At 44.1% G+C, this 22,623-nt stretch carries 17 protein-coding genes; all 17 read left to right on the top strand.

Translation table 11 applies throughout. The annotated features are described in order from the left end of the window. The first annotated feature begins 73 nt into the window (after positions 1 to 73). The 17 genes from L634_RS0101860 (at position 74) to L634_RS0101770 (ending at position 22,563) form a co-directional block, all read left to right on the top strand. A complete protein-coding gene (locus L634_RS0101860; RefSeq protein WP_026580981.1) occupies positions 74 to 649 on the top strand; it encodes a chromate transporter in 576 nt (191 codons plus the stop codon). After that, positions 646 to 1,176, top strand: a complete 531-nt coding sequence (locus L634_RS0101855) for a chromate transporter (protein WP_026580980.1) — start codon at positions 646 to 648, stop codon at positions 1,174 to 1,176. Before L634_RS0101860 ends, L634_RS0101855 begins: the two co-directional genes overlap by 4 nt. 13 nt (positions 1,177 to 1,189) lie before the next feature. Continuing rightward, positions 1,190 to 2,029: a DUF1028 domain-containing protein gene (locus L634_RS0101850; protein WP_026580979.1), complete on the top strand. Its 840-nt coding sequence runs from the start codon at positions 1,190 to 1,192 to the stop codon at positions 2,027 to 2,029. 280 nt (positions 2,030 to 2,309) lie between these two features. Continuing rightward, positions 2,310 to 4,634 carry a TOTE conflict system archaeo-eukaryotic primase domain-containing protein gene (locus L634_RS0101845; protein ID WP_026580978.1) on the top strand — a complete coding sequence of 775 codons (2,325 nt, stop codon included), beginning with the start codon at positions 2,310 to 2,312 and terminating at the stop codon, positions 4,632 to 4,634. 241 nt (positions 4,635 to 4,875) lie between these two features. Next, positions 4,876 to 5,529 (top strand): UPF0158 family protein, encoded by a 654-nt coding sequence (locus tag L634_RS33720; RefSeq protein WP_026580977.1) that lies wholly within the window; start codon positions 4,876 to 4,878, stop codon positions 5,527 to 5,529. Between the two features lie 13 nt (positions 5,530 to 5,542). After that, positions 5,543 to 6,601 carry a YecA family protein gene (locus L634_RS0101830; RefSeq protein ID WP_026580976.1) on the top strand — a complete coding sequence of 353 codons (1,059 nt, stop codon included), beginning with the start codon at positions 5,543 to 5,545 and terminating at the stop codon, positions 6,599 to 6,601. Positions 6,602 to 6,876: 275 nt separating this feature from the next. Continuing rightward, complete coding sequence (locus L634_RS0101820) at positions 6,877 to 7,869, top strand: nuclease-related domain-containing protein (protein WP_026580975.1); 993 nt, start codon at positions 6,877 to 6,879, stop codon at positions 7,867 to 7,869. A 313-nt stretch (positions 7,870 to 8,182) separates the two neighbouring features. Next, positions 8,183 to 10,696, top strand: a complete 2,514-nt coding sequence (gene secA, locus L634_RS0101815; protein WP_026580974.1) for a preprotein translocase subunit SecA — start codon at positions 8,183 to 8,185, stop codon at positions 10,694 to 10,696. A gap of 416 nt (positions 10,697 to 11,112) precedes the next feature. Beyond that, a protein-coding gene (prfB, locus tag L634_RS0101810) for a peptide chain release factor 2 (protein ID WP_157452328.1) occupies positions 11,113 to 12,226 on the top strand; the annotation gives its coding sequence in 2 pieces (ribosomal slippage) (positions 11,113 to 11,184 and positions 11,186 to 12,226; 1,113 coding nt in all). Positions 12,227 to 12,933: 707 nt separating this feature from the next. Further along, entirely contained in the window at positions 12,934 to 13,986 is a 1,053-nt protein-coding gene (locus tag L634_RS0101805) for a TRAP transporter substrate-binding protein (protein WP_026580972.1), read from the top strand. Between the two features lie 69 nt (positions 13,987 to 14,055). Continuing rightward, positions 14,056 to 14,589, top strand: coding sequence for a TRAP transporter small permease (locus tag L634_RS0101800; protein WP_026580971.1), 534 nt, complete (start codon positions 14,056 to 14,058; stop codon positions 14,587 to 14,589). Between the two features lie 30 nt (positions 14,590 to 14,619). Further along, on the top strand, positions 14,620 to 15,885 hold the full coding sequence (locus tag L634_RS0101795) for a TRAP transporter large permease (RefSeq protein WP_026580970.1): 1,266 nt from the start codon (positions 14,620 to 14,622) through the stop codon (positions 15,883 to 15,885). Between the two features lie 160 nt (positions 15,886 to 16,045). Then, positions 16,046 to 17,074: a TRAP transporter substrate-binding protein gene (locus tag L634_RS0101790; protein ID WP_157452327.1), complete on the top strand. Its 1,029-nt coding sequence runs from the start codon at positions 16,046 to 16,048 to the stop codon at positions 17,072 to 17,074. Positions 17,075 to 17,152: 78 nt separating this feature from the next. Next, positions 17,153 to 17,704, top strand: coding sequence for a TRAP transporter small permease (locus tag L634_RS0101785; protein WP_034261750.1), 552 nt, complete (start codon positions 17,153 to 17,155; stop codon positions 17,702 to 17,704). Positions 17,705 to 17,734: 30 nt separating this feature from the next. After that, the gene (locus L634_RS0101780; RefSeq protein ID WP_026580967.1) at positions 17,735 to 19,009 is read left to right on the top strand and encodes a TRAP transporter large permease; all 1,275 of its coding nucleotides are present in this window, start codon (positions 17,735 to 17,737) and stop codon (positions 19,007 to 19,009) included. Positions 19,010 to 19,052: 43 nt separating this feature from the next. Beyond that, entirely contained in the window at positions 19,053 to 20,303 is a 1,251-nt protein-coding gene (locus L634_RS0101775; protein ID WP_026580966.1) for a lactate racemase domain-containing protein, read from the top strand. A gap of 55 nt (positions 20,304 to 20,358) precedes the next feature. Next, positions 20,359 to 22,563: a dihydroxy-acid dehydratase domain-containing protein gene (locus tag L634_RS0101770; protein ID WP_026580965.1), complete on the top strand. Its 2,205-nt coding sequence runs from the start codon at positions 20,359 to 20,361 to the stop codon at positions 22,561 to 22,563. Positions 22,564 to 22,623: the final 60 nt, after the last annotated feature.

Here is a 22,623-nt window from a genome sequence, read left to right as displayed (position 1 = left end):
GCCGCTCCTTCACCTGCTTTTTCAAGATAGGGAGGCAGGGTGAACGATTGAATGAAAAGAGGTGGTAGCATCCATGAAGCAGGTTGACATCTTTATGGCTTTTTTCAGGGTGGGCATTCTGGGCTATGGCGGCGGGCCGTCGTCCATACCGCTTGTCCATAAAGAGGTTGTCGATAAATATAAATGGATGGATACAGATGAATTTGGCGATGTGCTGGCTCTCGGCAATGCGCTGCCTGGCCCCATTGCGACGAAAATGGCCGGCTATATCGGCTTTCGTGTCGGCGGTATATTTGGCATGGTAAACGCGCTTGTAGCAACAATGGTTCCAACAATTGTCCTTATGATTATTCTTCTTACGGCATTAAATACATTCAAGGAACAGCCATGGGTCGCAGGCATGACAAAGGCAGTCATTCCGGTTGTAGCCGTCATGCTCGCAACACTGACATGGGATTTCGTAAAAAAGTCGACGAAGTCATCCTTGGGCTGGGGCTGGACACTCCTTTTTGTGGCGGCAAGCTTGGTTCTTCTTGAATTTGTAAATATTCATCCTGCAATCATTATTTTTGCTTTGCTAGTGGCCGCTCTTTTAAAAAAGGATGCAGCTGAAAAAAATGAAGCGCAAAAGGAGAAGAATCCAGCATGATATATGTACAGATTTTCTTGGCATTTTTCATCCCTGGGATTCTTGGATATGGTGGGGGACCGGCATCCATTCCTTTGGTTGAAAATGAAGTGGTAGACAATTATGAATGGCTGACAACCAGTGAATTCAGTGAAATGCTGGCAATGGGCAATGCGCTTCCAGGTCCGATCGCAACGAAAATGGCCGGCTATATTGGTTTCCAGCAGGCAGGAGTGCTTGGAGCGATTGTCGGGGTTTTCGCGACCGTGGCGCCATCATTGATTTTAATGATTACCTTGCTCGGATTGCTGATGAAGTATAAGGAATCGCCGCGCGTCAAACGGATGACTACTTATATTCGGCCGGTCATCGCCGTCCTGCTTGGCATCATGACATATGATTTCTTTTTCTCCGCATATGAAGGCGCCGGCATTTGGCAGACCCTTTTCATTGGAATTCTGAGCTTTTTCCTAATGGAAAAGCTCAAAGTGCATCCGGCTTATGTCATTGCCGGAGCACTCGTTTATGGGGGACTTGTTTTAGGATAGGGAGGATTCATATATGCCATTTTCTATTGTGGGATACGATCCTAAAGAAAAGGAATGGGGAATTGCAGTTCAATCGAAATTTTTAGGCGTTGGAGCCGTTGTGCCGTTTGCCAAAGCCGGGGTTGGAGCGGTTGCTACTCAGTCTTACGCCAACACAGCCTATGGCCCGCGTGCATTGCAATTAATGGAGGAAGGCAAAACAGCTGAAGAAGCGCTTGAAATCATCACAAAAGATGATCCTGACAAAGAGCTTCGCCAGGTCGGATTGCTGGATGCCCTGGGGAATCCGGCATCCTTTACGGGGGAAGGCTGCTATGATTGGGCCGGCGGAATGACCGGACCGCACTTTGCTGCACAGGGGAATATTTTAGTGGACGAAAAAACGGTTGAGGCGATGGGACAGACATTCATCAGTACGGAGGGATCTTTGGCAGAGCGTCTGCTTGCAGCCTTGAATGCAGGCCAGTTAGCTGGCGGTGACAGCCGCGGCCAGCAATCGGCAGCACTGCTGGTTGTAAAAGAGGCTGGCGGATACGGAGGGTTCAACGACCGCTTTATTGATCTGCGGGTCGATGACCATCCGGAACCGATTACGGAGCTGATTCGGATTTATCATCTCCAGCAGCTTTATTTTGCTCCTTCAAAGGCCGACCGTATTGCAGCGATCGAAGGTGAGGTAAAAGAAGAATTGGTTCGGGAATTGATGCGTCTTAAGTATTTAGAGAGCGGCCAGGAGGATGACCAGCTTTTTAAAGCGCTGACAGCCCACATCCATACTGAGAACTTCGAAGCCCGCGAACAGGAACCGGGCAAGATTGATTTGGATGTGCTGGAATATATGAAAAATCAATAATGTTTGCGGAAAAACGGGGAGTGGGGGCTCTCCGTTTTTTCTGTTTTTACTATGTAATTTATGTAAAGCTAATATGGCGCGAACTGACCGATATATTGAAAATCTGACCGATAAAAATAAAATGTGACCGATATATCAGAAAACTGACCGATATCTCTACAGTCCAGCAGAAGGAAACTATACTTTTCTAAAAAATATAGTTTCATCTGCTGGATTTGTTTAAAATCTACTCATTTCGATAGAATATATAGTAAACAATCTATTAATCTGAGGGATCAGAATGAAAAATGACACTCATTTAGAAGAATTGACACGGCTGAAGAAAGAAAATGCATACTTGAAAAAATTGCTCTCTAATATGATGCATCAGCGGGAGGCAAATGAAAGTACTGAAAGCATTTCAGAAATTAGGATATTAACCAATCGTTCACTTCCCCAGGAAAAAATTACATTATTCCAGTCACTGTTTAAAGGACGAACAGATGCTTATGCCGTTCGCTGGGAATCGAAAAACGGCAAGTCCGGTTATATGCCAGCCTGTAAGCACGAATGGCAAAAGCCCCTATGTGAAAAACCGAATATTAAATGCAGCGAGTGCAGCAATCGAAAGCTGCTCCCGCTAACGAATCAAGTTCTTTTTGATCACCTAAGCGGTAAGAAAACAATCGGACTTTATCCAATGCTGCCTGATGAAACTTGTGCTTTTTTAGCTTTCGATTTTGATAAACATAGCTGGAAAGAAGATGTTTTGGCTTTTGTTAAAGTTTGTAAAGAACTCAATGTTCCTATACATATAGAACGGTCAAGGTCGGGAAATGGCGCACACTGCTGGCTGTTTTTCTCTGAAGATGTTGCTGCTTCATTAGCTAGAAAATTAGGCTCGGCTCTTCTGGAAAAAACAATGGAGAACAGGCATGAAATTGGGATTGATTCATTTGATCGAATGTTTCCTAATCAGGATACCCTTCCAAGAGGCGGCTTTGGAAACTTAATCGCGCTGCCGCTGCAGCTCCATTCGAAAAAAGCAGGGAACAGCGTCTTTGTTGATGAAACATTTACTCCTTATCAAGATCAATGGATGTATTTATCCACAGTTGAAAAATTTTCGGCAAATAACATCCTATCCGTTCTAAATAAGCTTAAATCACATGAAAAAGCAGAGCCTGTTTTCACAGCTGCATATCCAGCCCAAATAGATATACTGGTGAAAAATGGCCTTTATATTAAAAAGGAACACATTCCATCCTCGCTATTCTCAAAAATATTAGCTATTGCTGCTTTTAAAAATCCAGAATTCTATAAAGCACAGGCTAAAAGAATGTCTACCTATGGATTGCAAAGAATAATCAGCTGCAGCGATGAGGATGTGGAGCATATCATTTTGCCCCGCGGCTGCAAGAAAGAATTAGAAAAACTCTTCCATGACTACTCTATTGAGGCTAATTACATTCCAGAATATTATGAAGGTGAAGAAATAAATGTAACTTTTAACGGAAAGCTAACTCCTCAGCAGGAAGAAGCCGTTTCAGAGTTATTAAACCATACCAACGGTGTACTCTCGGCAACTACAGGATTTGGCAAAACGGTTGCTGCCGCAGCTATGATTGCCAAAAGGAAGACTAATACCCTTATAATTGTTGACAGGACTCAGCTGCTTGATCAGTGGATAGAAAAGCTTGCGGCTTTCCTTGCCCTTCCTCCTGAAGAGATTGGACAATACAGCGGAGGGAAAAAGAAAATAACCGCAAAAGTAGATATTGCCACTATCCAAAGCATCAAATCCAAAGGTGAACTAAAATCGTTTATTACTCAATATGGACAAGTTATTGTAGATGAGTGCCATCATATTTCTGCTTTTAGCTTTGAGAAGGTTTTAAAAGCCATTCGTGCAAAATATGTTTATGGCTTAACAGCTACTCCTATTCGCAAAGACGGATTGCACCCCATCATTTTTATGCAATGCGGACCCATTCGCTATAAAGTTGATGGGAAGACACAGGCGAAAATCCGTCCTTTTAAACATCGTCTTATCCAAAAAGTAACTAGTTTTACTTCATCATCGGCTGAAATTCAAGAGATATATAAAACAATGTTAAGTGACAAAGGGCGAAATCAGCAATTGTTCAATGATGTCCTTAATGAACTCGAAGCCGGCCGTTCACCCATCATCTTAACTGAACGGATTGAACACCTTGAAAGGATGAAAAAGCAATTCAAAGGGTTTGCGAAAAATATTATTATCTTATCAGGAAATATGTCGAAAAAAGAAAGAAAAATAGAATTAAAGCGGCTGGAAAAAATTTCAGATGACGAGGAGCGATTAGTGATTGCTACAGGCAAATTTATAGGGGAGGGCTTCGATGATCCAAGGCTGGACACACTGTTCCTCGCCATGCCGATTGCCTGGAAAGGTACCCTGCAGCAGTATGTTGGCAGGCTTCACAGAATTCACTCCAACAAACAAGAAGTAAGAGTGTATGATTATGTGGACAAGAAAGTCCCTATTTTAAAGAAAATGTTTGAGAAGCGATTAGAAGGTTACAAGGCAATGGGCTATGAGATTAAGAAAACGGAAAATTTGTCGGAGCAGATGAAGTTATTTTAAAAGGAAAGGATACCAAATATGACGGAATTTCTGGAAAGAATCGAATCAGCGCTTTTAAGTGAAGATCCATTTGTAAAGCACTATGCTGTAACGATATGAATTAGAGGTGCAATAAATTGGGAAAAAGAAAGTCTAAACGGAATAAGAAGAAAAAGGGAGATTTTGGTACATGTGAATTTCACTGAAGCACTGCAGCCACACTTTTGAAATTGAGTGGGAAACCATATGGGATATACAAGAGGTGACCTATGGATATGTTGGATTTCATATCACAGATACATTTATCTCCTGTTCAAAATGTGATAAAATGATAGACGAAAATGATGATGACCTTTCTTACGATGATCTATTTATAAAAGGAACCTTCCTGGAAAAGGAAAAACGATTGAGATGCCTGAAAAATCAGGTATCTTATTTTGCGTTTTTTTGGAAAAATGGTAAAACAAATGGTAATTGTGCTGAAAGTAGAAAAAAAGTTATGGAGCGTGGTAGAATGCATGATGTTGGAGATTTGATAGATGTTTATTTAGAGGGCGATAACTACCTATCCTATTATTATGACCTTACGGAAAAAACGATCGTTATTGATGAGAACCCTCTCATAACAGGGGAGCCTGGAATTGACTGGGATGACGAGGAAAGTGAAGAGAGATATGTGGCGATCCCCAAGATGGATAGCTTCGAAGCATATAAGTTAAGGGAATCCTTCGCAGAAAGCCTGGAGAAGGAAAAGGTGGCTGAAAAAATTTATCGTGCCCTTAGCAAGAAAAAGCCATTTCGCCATTTTAAAGATGTACTTTATGAAACGGAGCTATGGGATGAATGGAACTCCTTTGAACACGAATATGCCAAAAAAGAAATAGAGAATTGGCTTAAGGGATTAATTATTGATTGAGAGGATTTAAAGCATGTCAACAGTAAAAGTAAGCAGAAATGAGCCATGCCCGTGCGGCAGCGGGAAAAAATATAAGAAGTGCTGCGGCAGCAAGGATGCTGTTTCCATTAAAGACGTATTGAACCATGAAGTCATTGAGCTTCAAAAGGAAGCGAGGGTATTTGCCCTTACTCATTATGGGGAGGACATAAAAGCTGATTTTGTCGATCTTTTGGATATTCTCGAGGATATCAAAGGTGAAGAAAAAGAGTTTTACGAATTTGTTCATACCTTCTGGTTTATCCTTTTCGGTACTTTAGAGGAAGAAGCCTCCGTTATGGACGAATTCATTCATGAAAAATTGCCATACATTGCACGTCCGCGGTTGAAAAGCATTTTGCAATCCTGGACAGAAGGCAAGGCAGTGGCTGGGATCTTCACTGAAGTTTCAGAAGATCGGGCTGTCATAAAGGATACCCTAACAGGAACAATCTATAATGTTTCGCTTTTTGGCGATTTGAATGGCTTTGAGGAAGGCAGTTTTGCCTTTGCGATGCTTCTTCCATATGGAGAAGAATACCTGGCATTTCCGGCTATTTTTGATCTGCCGAAAGAAAATGCTGCACATTTTGAAGATTATATTCGATATTCATTTGATGATAAAGGATATGATGACCCGGAAGAGTACCTGGCAGAATATCTCGTCGATCTTATGCACGAGACACCAAAATCGGTTTCTGTCCCGACAATGGATAATTTCGACTGGCCGAGCAAGGGTGCTGAGCAGGTGGCTGAAATATTCAGGGACGATATGATCGCAGCAGGGGAAGAACCATGGATTATCGGCATGGGAATTTCGCTTTGGATGGACTACTGCGAGAAGACACGCAAACAGGTGAAAAAGCCGGGCAATTACGTTGCAGGTCTCCGCTATTTAGTTACTACCATAGCTGATACACAGGAAACTTTGACTCAGAAAGAAGTCGGCGAAAAATATGGCATCAATGCAAGCCGCGTGTCGACGTATTATGGTGAGATTTATAATGAAGTTGAGGATACAATCCGCCAGTTAATCGAGGAGTCGAATTCATAAAAACGGAGGGCGCGGGCTCTCCGTTTTTTCTTTTTTCACCTTGTGAATGGAGTAATGTTGATAGGACGCGAACTGACCGATATATTGAAAAAGTGACCGATAAAATTGATATCTGACCGATATATCCAGAAAGTGACTGATAAAATCAAAAACTGACCGATAAATCCTGCAAGGTGACGGATATATATTTTGAAGCTGAAAAATGATGAAAAAATGCAGGAGAATTTTCTTCCAAAGGCGAATCTTCTTTTCAAATCCAATAAGGAGTGTTGCTTTTGATTGAAAAAGAACGATTTCTGCCCATCAGAATACAGAAAAATCATGCCCTGCTAAAAAGAATCTCGCAGAATCACCCAAAGCGGACTAAAATTGAGTCTGACCAAACGAACAGAATTGCAGGCTGCAAAGGAGAGCAAGCAATCGATTTCCACTTGAGCAAACTGCCGGAAAAAGAGTATCTAATCCTCCATGATCTCCGCCTTTCAAACGGAAAGCATTTCTTCCAAATCGACACTCTGCTCCTTAACTCCGCTTTTGTGCTAATTTTAGAAGTTAAAAACTGCGGGGGAACCTTATATTTTGACCCGGACTTCCACCAGCTAATTCAAACAAATAGCAGAGGAGAAACAAAAGGATATCCAAATCCGATTGAACAAGCCAGCCAACAGTGTACCGAATTGAAAAAATGGCTCCAGAAGCGAAATGTTAATATCCCAATTGAATTTTTCGTCATCATCAGCAAACCCTCAACCATCCTCAAAGCTGCTCCCGGCTACGCCAAAACACTGCAAAGAGTTCTGCATGTCCAATACCTCCTCAAACAAATCGAAAAAATGAAAACAACTTACAAAAATGAGCTCCTGTCATTAAAAGACTTAAAGAAAATGTCCCGCTCCCTTTTAAAAGAGCATTCTCCCAAAACGTTTGATATTTTAAAGCACTATGAAATCCCAATATCCGAAATCCAAACAGGGGTGATATGCAGTGTTTGTTCAAATAAGCCAATGAAGCGCCACTTTGGAACATGGTATTGCCCCAAATGCCAGGCCAAAGACAAACATGCTCACATCCAAGCCATCAATGATCTCTTCCTCCTAAACAACCATACTCCCTTAACCAATCAGCAAATCTCCCGCTTTTTGCACCTTTCATCGGGTGATATAGCTAAAAAGCTTCTAATTAGCATGCAGCTGCCCTATTCCGGCACCAAAAAGGGCAGGGTTTATTTCCCGATGCCGCACTATCAGCGAATGAAGGCTTTAGAATAAACACCTCAAAATTAGCATAAGTTGTCACCCCCCTCCCAAAGTGGTAATATTAATAAGAAATAATGTGAATTTTTATGGGAGGATTCCGCCGGCAAAAAGCGAATCTTTTTTATTTATCGCAGTCTAACGGTCAGTAAGACTCCTCTTCAAGACTCAGAGGAATCGAAGGATGAAAAGCGGGAGTCCAGCTGCCCGTAAAGGCCCGATTGGTTCAACTAACAATCAGTGGGATAAAGCCTCTACTGGTTGAAGTTTCACTTTAACAGGCGGATCAGCAAATGACTCTCATATCCAACATAAAGGAGCGTTTTTAATGCTTGGGATTTTAAATAAAGTGTTTGATCAAAATAAACGCGAACTAAAACGTCTCACCAAAATGGCAGAACAAATCGATGCGCTATCATCTGATATGGAAAAATTATCGGACGAGCAGCTGCGCGCAAAAACGGAAGAATTCAAGAATCGCTACCAAAAAGGTGAATCCGTGGACGATATGCTGATCGAAGCATTTGCGGTTGTCCGTGAAGCAGCAAAGCGTGTTCTTGGCTTATATCCATATCCAGTCCAGTTAATGGGGGGAATCTCCCTGCACGAAGGCAATATCTCCGAGATGAAAACCGGTGAAGGTAAAACCCTGACTGCGACCATGCCGGTTTACCTCAATGCATTAACAGGCAAAGGTGTTCACGTTGTAACAGTCAATGAATACCTTGCCAGCCGTGACGCCACAGAAATGGGCCAGCTTTACGAATTCCTTGGCCTTACTGTCGGCCTTAACCTGAATGGACTTTCCAAGGAAGAAAAGCAGGCGGCATATGCGGCCGATATCACATACAGCACGAACAATGAGCTTGGCTTTGACTATCTTCGCGATAATATGGTTCTTTACAAAGAGCAGAAGGTTCAGCGCCCGCTTCATTACGCCGTAATCGATGAAGTCGACTCCATCCTCATCGATGAAGCGCGTACGCCGCTTATCATTTCCGGCTCTGCGCAAAAGTCCACCCAGCTTTATATCCAGGCAAATGCCTTTGTCAGCCGCCTGAAAAAAGACGAGGACTACACGTATGATGAAAAAACAAAAGGGGTTCAGCTGACTGAAGAAGGGATGACAAAAGCAGAGAAGGCATTTGGGATCGATAACCTTTTCGACATCTCCCATGTGGCGCTTAACCACCATATTACACAGGCGCTAAAAGCGCATTCCAGCATGCACCTTGATGTGGATTATGTTGTCCAGGACGGCGAAATTGTTATTGTCGACCAATTTACAGGCCGTCTGATGAAGGGCCGCCGTTACAGCGATGGACTCCACCAGGCAATCGAAGCGAAAGAAGGCCTGGAAATCCAGAACGAGAGCATGACACTTGCGACGATTACATTCCAGAATTACTTCCGTATGTATGAAAAGCTTGCCGGTATGACTGGTACAGCAAAAACGGAAGAAGAGGAATTCCGCAATATTTACAATATGAATGTTGTTGTCATTCCGACAAACCGCCCAATTGCCCGTGACGACCGTCCAGATCTAATTTACGCAACCATGGACGGGAAGTTCCGTGCGGTTGTGGAAGATATCGCCGAGCGCCATAAAAAGGGACAGCCTGTGCTTGTCGGTACAGTGGCAATCGAAACATCTGAAATCATTTCAAAATACCTTAGCAAAAAAGGCGTTCCGCATAACGTCCTGAACGCGAAGAACCATGGCCGTGAAGCGGAAATCATTGCGGACGCCGGCAAGAAGGGCTCTGTAACCATTGCCACAAACATGGCGGGCCGCGGTACGGATATCAAGCTTGGTGAAGGCGTGAAGGAACTTGGCGGACTATGTGTGATTGGTACAGAACGCCACGAGAGCAGACGTATTGATAATCAGCTCCGCGGACGTTCCGGCCGTCAGGGAGATCCAGGGGTAACGCAGTTCTACCTTTCTATGGAAGATGAACTGATGCGCCGTTTTGGCTCTGACAATATGAAATCAATGATGGAGCGCCTTGGCATGGATGATTCCCAGCCAATCCAAAGTAAAATGGTTTCCAGAGCTGTTGAATCTGCGCAAAAACGCGTTGAGGGCAACAACTTTGATGCACGTAAGCAGCTTCTATCCTACGACGATGTTCTTCGCCAGCAGCGTGAAATCCTATACGGTCAGCGTAATGAAGTTCTTGAGTCTGAGAACCTAAGAGAAATCGTTGAGAAGATGATCCTGACCAGCATCGAGCGCAATGTGGCAGGTTATGCGCCTGGTCATGAAGACGAAGAAAACTGGAATCTTCAGGGCATCATTGACTATGTAAATGGAAACCTTCTAAATGAAGGCGATCTGACAATTAACGATATCCGCGGCAAGGATACAGAAGAAATCGTCGAAACCATTTTTGCGAAAGTCAAAGAGCGCTACGATGAAAAAGAGCAAATGCTTAGTCCGGAGCAAATGCGCGAATTCGAAAAAGTTATCGTGCTGCGCGCCGTTGACTCCAAATGGATGGATCACATCGACGCCATGGACCAGCTTCGCCAGGGTATCCACCTTCGTGCGTATGGCCAGACAGATCCGCTTCGTGAGTATCAGGGAGAAGGATTCGCCATGTTCGAAAACATGGTCGCTTCCATCGAAGAAGATGTTGCCAAGTACATCATGAAAGCTGAAATCCGCAACAACCTTGAGCGCCAGGAAGTTGCAAAAGGACAGGCCGTCAACCCGAAAGAAGACGGTGAGAAGGTTAAGAAAAAGCCAGTCGTCAAGCAGAGGGACATCGGACGCAACGATCCATGCATCTGCGGAAGCGGCAAAAAATATAAAAACTGCTGTGGTGCAGAGAAATAAGCAACGGGGCCGGCAACAGCTTTGCCGGCTTCTCCTTTTGTAATAAAGGTGAGGGCTCCGCGTTATGGAAAGGGTAGAGGAATTTGACTGGCGCCTAAGAAGCCAGCTTACCTTTATAGGAAGCGAATCCAGACTCCGCCCATGCCATTTAGATTTTTAGCCCCTTTTTTAAACACGGTGTGGAAGCTACGTGTTGATTGAAGCGGAAGGTGGGAGACTCCTTCGGGAGCAGCGGGACAGGTGAGACCCCACAGGCGGGGTGCGCCGAGGCGGCTCACCGCCCGCCCCGCGGAAAGCGAGTGCCTTCAGCGGAAATCAACACTCAAAGTTAAGAGAGCCTTTATAATTTGAAACAAATATGCCTTTTCAAGATAAACACGCTATAATAGGTGAAAATAATTTTTGAGGTGACAGGAATGGAATTAGCAGATATTCGTAATGAACTTGAAAAAACAGCTAAAATTTTAGCGGACTTTAGGGGGTCTCTTTGACTTAGAAAACAAAGAGGCGCGTATTGCCGAGCTTGACGATGTTATGCTGCAGCCTGGATTCTGGGATGACCAGCAGGCGGCACAGGGTGTCATCAATGAATCCAATGCCCTGAAGGACCAGGTAAATGAATTTTATGATTTAAACGAAACGTTCGAGAACCTGGAATTAACGTATGAGCTTGTAAAAGAGGAGAGCGATGAAGACCTGCAGGCCGAGCTTGTTGATGAGCTTAAAGATTTAGTGAAGCGCCTGAAAGACTTCGAGCTTCAGCTTCTTTTAAGCGAAGAATATGACAAAAACAACGCCATCCTTGAACTGCATCCTGGTGCAGGCGGAACCGAGTCACAGGACTGGGGAAGCATGCTTCTTCGCATGTACACACGCTGGGCAGAGAAGAAGGGCTTCAAAGTTGAAACGCTTGATTACCTTCCTGGTGATGAAGCGGGCATCAAAAGTGTTACGCTCAGCATAAAGGGACACAACGCATACGGCTACTTGAAAGCTGAAAAAGGCGTACACCGTCTAGTCCGGATCTCACCATTCGATTCATCAGGCCGCCGCCATACTTCATTCGTATCCTGTGAAGTCATGCCGGAATTCAATGACGAAATTGAAATTGATATCCGTACTGAAGACCTGAAAATTGATACGTACCGTGCAAGCGGCGCCGGCGGCCAGCATATCAACACCACTGACTCAGCTGTCCGGATCACGCACTTGCCGACCAATGTCGTGGTAACGTGCCAAACAGAGCGTTCCCAAATCAAAAACCGCGAACGCGCCATGAAAATGCTTCAAGCCAAGCTCTATCAAAAGAAAATTGAAGAGCAGGAAGCAGAACTGGCTGAAATCCGCGGCGAACAAAAAGAAATCGGCTGGGGAAGCCAAATCCGCTCTTACGTTTTCCATCCATACTCCATGGTGAAAGACCACCGCACCAACACAGAAGTCGGAAATGTGCAGGGAGTCATGGACGGAGACCTTGATATCTTTATTAACGCATACCTGCGGTCAAGATTGAGTTTGTCCCAGGACTAAAAACCAAAACCAATGCCGGCAATACCTGGCATTGGTTTTTTTGTGAAAAATAAACTTATAAATAAAACTGAAACTTGGCATTTTTGCCCCAGTTGATGATATATCTGAAAAAGTTGCTGATAAAATGGCTTAGTTGCCGATATATCATCGAAGTTGATGAAAAAACGGCCAAAGTTGATGATATATATATAAAATAGCTTTTAAAGCTAGTATTTTCCCCTTAATTCGGAATACAGCCGGCAAAACGGCACCAAAAAGCTGAGAAGAATTAGTTTTCTTAAGAGATTTTGACTCCAAACCAGCCCATAACTATTGAACCTCATAACCAGCAAAGCTTTTTCAATGAAAGAAAAATTTTTTCGCTAAAAAACCTTTGCCAGTATAGCATTAAATCCTCTTCCTCCTTTATGTTCTGCACACTAAACATCCATCATATTTTCTTAAGATAGTTTCAATTTTACAATCCATTTAGAATATAAAAAATAGTTTGACAAATAAAAACCACAAAAGTACAATACAAATAAGTTCATCAATGCAGAACAGAGTTTTATAATGTAAAACAAAAATAAAGAGGTGATTTACATAACAAATTTTTTTGAGAGTCTATGAAAGCGTTTTATTTCCAAAAAGCCTTTATTGAACTTCCAATGATAGCGCAAAAGATAGAGTACACTATCATTTTTTAAAATAATTGAGGGGGAAATTTGATGAAGAAATTGTCCATTTTATTTCTGAGTATTTTAATGATCAGCACAATGGTGCTGGCAGCCTGCGGAGGGAATTCAAGCTCGACCGGCGCATCTGATAGCGGGTCATCAGATAGTGCCAGCGGCGAAGGCGGCAAGCGTACTATAAAGGTTAGTATCGGGGTTAATGACAAGCATCCTGAATATGAAGGTGCCATGAAATTTAAAGAGCTGGTGGAAGCAGAATCCGACGATTTAACAGTTGAAGTTTATCATTCCGGCCAGATTGCCGATGACCGTTCTGCGATTGAAATGCTGCAGTTTGGTACGCTGGATATTACGATTCCATCTACATCACCTCTTGTAAACTTCATTCCGGAGTTTGGGGTATTCGACCTTCCGTTCACTGTTCCAAATGAGGAAGTGGCAGACAAGGTACTGGATGGACCGTTTGGCGACAAGATGCTTGAGATGGTTGACCAGCAGGGACTAGTTGGCCTTGCCTGGTGGGAAAATGGCTTCCGTAACTTAACAAACGATGTGAAGCCTGTTGCAGGGATGGAAGATGTTAAAGGGTTGAAAATCCGGACTATGGAAAATGAAATCCATTTAGATGCATGGAAAGCACTTGGTGCAAATCCTACTCCAATGGCATTTACGGAATTATTCACTGCCTTGCAGCAGGGCACCATTGATGGACAGGAAAATCCTTATCCAACCATTTTGTTAAGTAAGTACCCTGAAGTTCAGAAACATGTTTCAAATACAAATCACGTATACACGCCGTTTATCTTCTTGTTCAGCAAAAAGATTTGGGAAGAGCTATCTGCTGAGCAGCAGGAAATTATTTCAAAGGCTGCAGTAGAAGCTGGTGGGTTTAACCGCCAGCGCAACCGTGAAGTGGCTGAAGAATCTCTTGAAACTTTAAAGAAGGAAATGACTTTCACAGAAATCAAGGATGGAGAATTTGAAAAGTTCCAGGAAGCTGTGAAGCCGGTTATTGATAAGTATAAAGATAAAATCGGCGCAGAAATTGTAGACGAATTCCTTGCTGAGATTGAAAAGGCAAAATAATTTTAAAAAAAGAGCAGCCGGTTGTCGCCTGATGGCCGGCCGCTTTTTAAAGAAAAGAGGCGATCCAGTTTGCTGAAACCATTAAAATGGCTTGATGAAAACCTCGAAAAGTACATACTGTTCCTCTTATCGGCTATCATGGTTGCCGTGATATTTGTACAGGTATTTATGCGCTATGTGATGTCAAATTCATTATCCTGGTCGGAGGAGCTGGCCCGGTACTGCTTTATCTGGCTTATATATATCGGAATAAGCTACGCGGTCAAGCAGCATCGCCATATTAAAGTAGATGCTGCACTCCTTCTTTTTAAAGACAAAACGAAAATTTATTTCTCACTCATTTCTAATATCCTCTTTTTGGTTTTCTGTGTGTATGTTGTGATCTATGGCTATGGCATTGCATCCCAGCTGCTTTTATTTGGCCAGACGACACCCGCACTTCAAATTCCAACCGGAGTTGTGTATCTTGCTCCGCCCGTTGGCATGGGGCTTGCGGGAATCCGATTGATTCAAAACATTATCGGCAATATTAAAGCGATTAAAAACTTCGATAAAAACCAGGAACTTCCGAAAGATGCAGAGCAGAATATGAATGTGATCTAGAAGATTTTTGTGAAGGAGGTACGTTCTAAAATGGCAGGGGTATTATTCGGTTCATTTGCAGCTTTCTTATTTTTAACGGTTCCCATAGGAATCGCAATCGGTTTAGCGGTATTATTCACTATTTTATATACCGGCGGAATGCCTGTTGAATTCCTGATGAAGGAATTAACCAACTCTGTTGACTCTTTTCCGCTATTGGCTGTTCCTTACTTTATTATCGCCGGCGAAATTATGGGGAAGGGCGGAATTTCCAAGCGTCTATTTAATGTAGCAGATTCAATGGTCGGAAATAAAACAGGCGGTATTGCGATGGCAACCATCATCACTTGTATGTTTTTCGCAGCAATATCCGGTTCAGGACCTGCAACCGTGGCAGCGATCGGCGGGATCATGATTCCGGCTATGGTTCAAAAAGGATATGATAAACGCTTTGCGACTGCGGTTGTCGCGTCAGCAGGTTCGATCGGGGTCATTATTCCCCCTAGTATTCCAATGGTTATTTACGGTGTATCCGGAAGTGTATCGATTGGGGATATGTTTATTGCAGGGATCATCCCGGGAATTCTCGTTGGGATTGGCTTGATGATCTATTCTTATATCCATTCGAAAAAAATGGGCTATACCGGAACGAATCATAAAACAACTATTAAAGGGATTTTCACAGCCCTTTGGGAGGCCAAATGGGCGCTTCTCATTCCAGTGGTTATTTTAGGCGGCATTTATGGAGGTGTCTTTACACCGACAGAAGCAGCCGTTGTCGCAGTAGTATTCGGCTTAATCGTCAGTGTTTTCGTGTATAAAGAATTGAAATTCAAAGATCTTCCGCAGATTTTTGTGGATTCCGCATTAACAACAGCTACCGTGCTTGTAATTGTGGGCGCTGCAACCGCATTTGGCCGTCTTTTAACAATCGAACAGATTCCGAATCAGATTGCGCAAGCGATGATGTCGATTTCCAGCGAACCGCTCATCATCATGCTGCTGATTACGTTATTGCTATTAATAGTAGGCTGCTTTATGGACACGATTGCAGCAATTATTATCTTAACGCCAATCCTGCTGCCGGTTGCCCTTCAAATTGGCTACGATCCCATTCACTTCGGGATCATCATGATCGTAAACCTTTCAATTGGATTCATAACACCTCCGCTTGGTGTAAACCTGTTCGTGGGTGCTGGAATTTCCGGCTTGTCACTTGAGCAGTTATCAAAAGCGATTGTGCCGTTTTTCTTTGCGATGCTGATTACATTGCTGATTATCATTGTCGTGCCGCAGCTTTCACTGCTGTTCTTATAAAACGTCTCTACTGCTATCAATCTATCTCTATTAAAACAGCATTTTATCTGTTTTGAAAAATGCTGTTCACTTTTTGCACATAATACAAAACTTAGTTTTACAATGTAGAACAAAATCAGCTTTAGAAGGTAACAGCAAATTTTCTGAAGGGGAGATGAAGGTGAAAAAGAAGAAGTTATTTGGCCTGGGCGCCACTGTTATGGCAAGCTTTTTGTTCCTTGCCGGATGCGGCGGGGAAGAGGCAGGAGGCGAAGGCGGGGGAGGAAAAAAGAAAGTGATCAAAGTAGCGCACTACTTTGCTGAAGATCATCCCCAGAATGTTGCCTTAAAAGAAAAGTTTAAAACGATTGTGGAAGAAGAAAGCAACGGAGAGCTTGAAGTTCAACTATACCCAAACAGCACGCTTGGTGCTGAAAAGGAATTCTATGACGGGGTCCGCAACGGGACCATTGAGATGGGAATTCCGGGCTTGATCATGCAGGCGGATATTCCGAAAATGGCGGCACCTGAATGGCCGTTCTTATTCAAGGACTTCGACCATGCCAAAAAAGTATTAAATGGGCCGATTGGCGAAGAACTGACTGAAGACCTTGAATCGGAGCATGGGGTAAAGCCGCTTGCCTGGAGTGCGAATGGATTCCGGATGTTCTCATCCAATCAAACGATTAATAGCTTAGAAGATTTTAACGGACTTCGCTTGAGAATGCCGAATATACCGAACTATATCGAACTTGGAAAATTGCTTGGCGCCAATGTAACACCGCTGCCAATCTCTGAGGTTTTCACAGCGATGGAGCAAAAGGTGGTGGATGGCCAGGATAACCCGATTGCTACAGTTCGTGCGTCAGGCTGGTATGAGGTTCAAAGCGATATTTTGGAATCGAAGCATATGTTTAGCCCGAACTTGTATATCATCAACAGTAATTTTTGGAATGGTTTAACCGAAGAGCAGCAGAAGATTATTGAAAAGGCTTCAAAGGAAGCCGCAGACTATGAATTCGAACTTCTTGAAAAGAGCTATGAAGAAGACAAGAAGTTCCTGGAGGACAATGGCCTTAAATTCACGACACCATCTGACGATTTTTCAGCTGCCATGGAAGAAGCAGCGCAGCCTCTATATGAAAAGATTTACAGTGAATTTGATTGGGCAAAGGATTTGGCTGAGCGCATCCGGGCAGAAGCAGAGTAATATCAGCAGCAAAGGCTTGGAGGGATAATATAATTCCATTTATTTCTCCAGGCTTTCATTGCAGGGAGGAGAAAAGCCGTGTTTAGCAAAATCAGTTCTTTTTCTACCAAATTATTAAACATTGCGATTGCCTTTTCACTGGCAGCCATGTCCCTCTCCGTCTTTGGAAATGTCGTACTGAGATATGTATTCAATTCCGGCCTTACCTGGTCTGAAGAAATGTCCCGCTACTTTTTCGTTTGGATGGTCTTTCTGGGGGCCATTGCTGCGTTAAAGGATAAAATGCATCTTGGCGTAGACATTGTCGTCAATGCCCTGCCAAAGGGGCTTCAAAAGGCTGCATTCCTGATCAGCAATGCAGTGGTCCTTTACCTGCTATGGCTTGTTTTGCAAGGAAGCTGGAAAATGACCATTCTTAATATGAACAGCACAGGTCCGGCAACAGGAATGCCGCTTTCCTATTTGTATGGAATAGGGATTGTATCAAGCATTTGGATGATGATCCTTATCATTTCCAGCCTTTTTAAAGCCATCAGAGGAAAGTCTGAAACCTTAACGATCATACAATCCTCAGACGACGTTTTATCGGAAGTTAACCCTGATCAGGATGATAAGATAATCGCAAAATAAAGACGGCAGGAAAGGAGGGCAATACCCGACATGATAGGAGTATTCTTAGGATCGCTATTTGGATCGCTGGCATTAGGGGTGCCGATTGCATTCGCCCTGCTTGCCAGCGGGGTTATGCTGATGTTTGCCATGGGTACATTCGATAGCCAAATTGTTGCCCAGAACTTGATTAATGGGGCCAATAACTTTTCACTTATGGCCATCCCGTTCTTTGTTTTAGCAGGCGAATTGATGAATGCAGGCGGAATTTCCAAACGTATCGTTGATTTTTCCATGGCACTTGTAGGGCACATTCGGGGAGGACTTGGATTTGTAGCGATTATAGCCAGTATTTTATTTGCGGGATTATCGGGATCTGCTGTTGCGGATACAGCGGCACTGGGAGCAATTTTAATTCCCATGATGATTGCCAAGGGATATAAGGTCAACACCTCTACAGGCATTATCTGTGCATCCGGTATTATTGCTCCGGTTATTCCTCCCAGCATTCCCATGATTTTATTCGGGGTAACCGCGGGTGTATCCATTACAGATTTATTCATGGGCGGTATTATTCCCGGCATTATGATGGGATTGGGGCTCATGATTGGCTGGTTCTTTATGTCCCGGAAGGATACAAGTGAACTTCCTCCCCGAAAATCCGCCAAAGAAATCTGGAAGGCGATTCAGCAGGCCAGCTTTGCCTTAATGCTTCCGGTCATCATTATTGGCGGTCTTCGCGGCGGTGTTTTTACACCAACCGAGGCTGCTGTAGTGGCAGCATTTTATGCACTGTTTGTGGGTTTATTTATTTACCGGGAATTGAAGCTGGATGATCTGTATCAGGTACTGATTTCTTCGGCAAAAACAACCAGTGTGGTCATGTTTGTGGCTGCTGCAGCAATGGTATCAGCCTGGCTCATAACCGTTGCAAATGTTCCGGCAGAAATTGCAGGCTATATGGGTTCGCTTGTCAGCAGTCCGCTGCTGTTAATGTTCGTGATTATGATTTTTCTATTATTGATTGGCCTGGTGATGGACCTGACACCGGCTATCCTGATATTTACACCGGTATTGCTGCCGCTTGTTAAAATGGCCGGAATTGATCCAGTCTACTTTGGAATTGTAATGGTGATCAATCTATGTATCGGATTGATTACGCCTCCGGTTGGCACTGTTTTATATGTTGGCTGCGGAATCAGCAAAATCAGCCTGGCGGACTTGACGAAAGGCATCTGGCCATTCCTGCTTGTTCACGCGATAGTGCTGGCGCTCCTGATCCTATTCCCGGAAATCATAACGGTGCCGCTTGAATGGCTCAATTGACCTGTAATCTCTAGAGTGAGAATGATGAAGGAGATAAGGATATATGGACATCATTAAAGAAATTTTAAAAGATATCCCCATACCCAAAATGGTTAAAGTAAAGCAGAAGTTTCACGCACCCCAGCTTGAAGATGTGGGAGCAGCGGTGCGGAAAACACTGAATGAAACGAAGGTTCTAACTAAAATCAATGAAGGCGATTCCGTAGCAATTGCAGTTGGAAGCAGAGGGCTGGCGGATTTGCCTGTTCTAGTGCGCGAAACCGTAAGGGAAATTAAACGGGTTGGCGGGCAGCCTTTTATCGTTCCAGCAATGGGAAGCCATGGCGGGGCAACAGCCGAAGGCCAGTTAGATGTCCTTCAGCAATTAGGCGTGACGGAAGAAGCTGTGGAGGCACCGATTAAATCGTCCATGGAAGTTGTCAAGATTGGCGAACTCCCAAATGGGCTCCCGGTCTATATTGACCGAAACGCCTATGAAGCTGACAAAATTGCCGTCATTAACCGGGTTAAGCCCCATACAGCGTTCCGCGGACCGGTTGAAAGCGGGCTCATGAAAATGATTACAATCGGGCTTGGGAAGCAGAAAGGGGCGGAAGCTGCCCATGCCTACAGCTTTAAATATATGGCAGAGCATGTGCCGGAAATGGCCAAAATTTCATTATCAAAAGCTCCGATCATTTTCGGCCTTGCTTCTCTTGAAAATGCTTATGACAAGGTTGCAAAGGTTATTGCCGTTCCGGCAGAGGAGTTGGAAACAGCCGAGCCGGAACTATTGAAAGAAGCAAAATCCCTAATGCCAAAAATTCATTTTGATGAGTTTGATGTCCTGATTGTCGACGAGCTTGGGAAAGATATTTCAGGCGATGGGATGGATCCCAATATTACAGGGAATTTCGCCACACCATATGCCGCTGGCGGCCCGGATATAAAAAGAACCGTGGTGCTGGGCCTGACCGAAAAAACGCATGGAAATGCGAATGGCATTGGCATGGCAGACATGACAACCAAAGCGGCAGTGGATGAAATTATATGGGAAAAAGGCTATGCAAATGCATTGACCAGCACCGTCATCGAAGTGGTTAAGCTTCCAATGGTGCTCGAAACAAAAGAGCTGGCGGTCAAGGCTGCCATTAAAACTTGCAACGCCTTTAATCTAAACAAGGTGAAAGCCGTTCGGATCAAGAATACATTAGACATCGGAGAGATTTGGATCTCAGAGAGCATGATTGAAGAAGCAAAACAAAATAGCAATCTTGAAATTATTTCAGAGCTTGAAGAACTGGTGCTTGATTAATATGAATGAAAGCTGCAAAAACGATTCTTGCAGATTAATAGATAGGAGTGTTAACATGACACATTTATATCCGCTCATAGATAATCCTGTAAATCCATACCGTGACAATGTACAGGGGAAAGCGAATGAACCGATTACGGTTGCTGGGCTATTGGACCGCGCAAAACAGACACTCGGTTCCTCCTACGAAGGCGGAAAGCCGGATTGGACGCTTGAGGAAATCTATAGCCGCCTTGAAATGAATGCCCCGCGCATAGCCATTATCGGCGGTTCATCTGACCATCCGGCTCACATTATGGACTATCAAACTTCCGCACGCGCAGCCATCCGCATCTGGCAAAACGGAGGGGTTCCCTTTTACTTTTCCACACCGGTTATGTGTGACGGCACTGCCCAAAGCAATCAGGGAATGAGCTATTCACTTCAAAGCCGGAACGCTGTTGCCCAAATGGTGGTCAATCAGCTTGAGGCACATAGTTATCATGGTGCATTCGTCATTCAAGGGTGCGATAAACAGCCCCTGGGTGTTGTAAGTGCATTGGCACATGTCGACCGGGTAAGGCGCAGCCGCGGCGAGGCTCCATTTTTTGCAACATTTGCACCTGCTCATGTTCTTGAAGGCGGCTCAATCCCTGATGATGTCATTGCAGAGCTTGAAGAATTGGCGAAAAAAGCAGAGGCAGAGGGAGCTGCGGATGTGGCGGTTGATTTGCGCGACACTATGGCTTACATATTGCAGTGCTCATCCAATACTGCCTTCCAGGGAGTTTTCGAGCGTGCCTGTGAGCGGGGCATTTTAACAAAAGAGCAGCATAAATATTTTGAAATGAGGCTGGCTGTTGCAACATGTGACGGACAGGGCGGTGTATGTGCCTTTAATGGAACGGGCAACAGTTCCAGGCACTTGGTAGCCGGATTGGGACTTGTCCATCCAGCGGTAGAGCTGCTGACAGACCCGCCGACACAAAGGCAGATCAATGCCGTTCTTGACAGCTTTGGCACCATGATTAATGAAGAAAAATTTGGTGTTTCCAATATTGTGGCTGCAAATATCAAAAATGCCATTCGTATTCACAGTGCCTCTGGCGGCTCAACAAACCTGATGATGCATATTGTGGCAGGTATGCTATATGCAGGATACGAATTCAGCTTATGGGATTTGGACCGCATCCATCATGAGCATCCGATACCGGATTTATTTGACTACAGCCTCACAGAAGGACGCGACATTTACTCGCTCGCCATGCAGTGCTGCAGCGGCACGAGCAGGGGAATGGAAACACTTTTTTATGAACTGCTGGAAAATGGCGTCCCAATGGATCAGGATGCACCGACTGTGGCAGCCAGAACGTGGAGAGAGCGTTTGGCCATTACACGAAGCCTGCAGGCGGTAAATGTAAAAGAAAATCCGGTCATCTTGTCAACACCGCGCAGGGCGTTCAGCGGAGTAGATGTATTGCAGGGCAACTTCTTTGAGAGCGCTGTTGTTAAAATCAGCGGCATGCCGACGCCTCAGCTTGATCAGTTCGATGATAAGCTTGCATTTGTTCTTTATTTTGAGAATGAAGATGATGCAAACAGAAGTCTTTTGGACTCAAACCTGCTTAACAAGATCAAAAATGATAAATTATTTGACCATAACCTGCTGCTTGAAACACTTAAATACAATAATAAAAAGGAATGGGAACTGCTTAAAGAAGAAACATACGAAAGATTATTTGACGAAATGGCTGAAAAAGGCATCCTGAAAATTTCAGTTGTTATTGCAGGGCAGGGTCCGGTAGCTTTTGGAATGCCGGAGATGTTTACGCCAATGCAGCATATTAATGCCAACCGTGTGATGAAAAAACTGGCAACCATCATCAGTGATGGACGCTATTCCGGCGTTACCTATGGTGCAGCGATTGGGCATATGACACCTGAAGCGTATGAAGGCGGCGGCATTGGCTTGCTTCAGACAGGCGATGTTGTGCACCTTCAGCTTCGAGGACGGCGCATTGATTTTGTAGACAGAGCCCAGCTATTCGCAGGCAAGGTTGTCCATGCATTTTCAGACAGATTAAAAGAAGATCGGCAAACACTTGCGGAAGAGAGAAAACAGCGAATGAAAGCACGCCAGAAGCTGGTTGCAGCAAGCAATCGCATGTACGGCCATACAGATGCTGCCAATGGTGTTGTACCGCTGGCTGTTGCAGAGGATGCAGTGCTGGATTATGAAAAAGATGTTTTGCTTCATGAAACAAGCGCAGCTGCAAAATAAGAGGCAAGCTCGTCAAATATCCTGTAAAATTAGGCTAAATCGAACTAGGAGAGTGAGCAA

This window comes from Bacillus sp. J33 (assembly GCF_000518885.1).
In the GTDB taxonomy this organism is placed as follows: Bacteria; Bacillota; Bacilli; order Bacillales; family Cytobacillaceae; genus Cytobacillus.
The sequence above is the reverse complement of the archived record's forward strand: the minus strand, read 5'-3'. Positions and strand labels throughout refer to the sequence as shown.

Coding starts and splice junctions, on each gene's coding strand:
- L634_RS0101860 (WP_026580981.1), top strand. CDS start 74: ATGAAGCAGGTTGACATCTTTATGGCTTTTTTCAGGGTGGGCATTCTG.
- L634_RS0101855 (WP_026580980.1), top strand. CDS start 646: ATGATATATGTACAGATTTTCTTGGCATTTTTCATCCCTGGGATTCTT.
- L634_RS0101850 (WP_026580979.1), top strand. CDS start 1,190: ATGCCATTTTCTATTGTGGGATACGATCCTAAAGAAAAGGAATGGGGA.
- L634_RS0101845 (WP_026580978.1), top strand. CDS start 2,310: ATGAAAAATGACACTCATTTAGAAGAATTGACACGGCTGAAGAAAGAA.
- L634_RS0101830 (WP_026580976.1), top strand. CDS start 5,543: ATGTCAACAGTAAAAGTAAGCAGAAATGAGCCATGCCCGTGCGGCAGC.
- secA (WP_026580974.1), top strand. CDS start 8,183: ATGCTTGGGATTTTAAATAAAGTGTTTGATCAAAATAAACGCGAACTA.
- L634_RS0101805 (WP_026580972.1), top strand. CDS start 12,934: ATGAAGAAATTGTCCATTTTATTTCTGAGTATTTTAATGATCAGCACA.
- L634_RS0101795 (WP_026580970.1), top strand. CDS start 14,620: ATGGCAGGGGTATTATTCGGTTCATTTGCAGCTTTCTTATTTTTAACG.
- L634_RS0101780 (WP_026580967.1), top strand. CDS start 17,735: ATGATAGGAGTATTCTTAGGATCGCTATTTGGATCGCTGGCATTAGGG.
- L634_RS0101775 (WP_026580966.1), top strand. CDS start 19,053: ATGGACATCATTAAAGAAATTTTAAAAGATATCCCCATACCCAAAATG.
- L634_RS0101770 (WP_026580965.1), top strand. CDS start 20,359: ATGACACATTTATATCCGCTCATAGATAATCCTGTAAATCCATACCGT.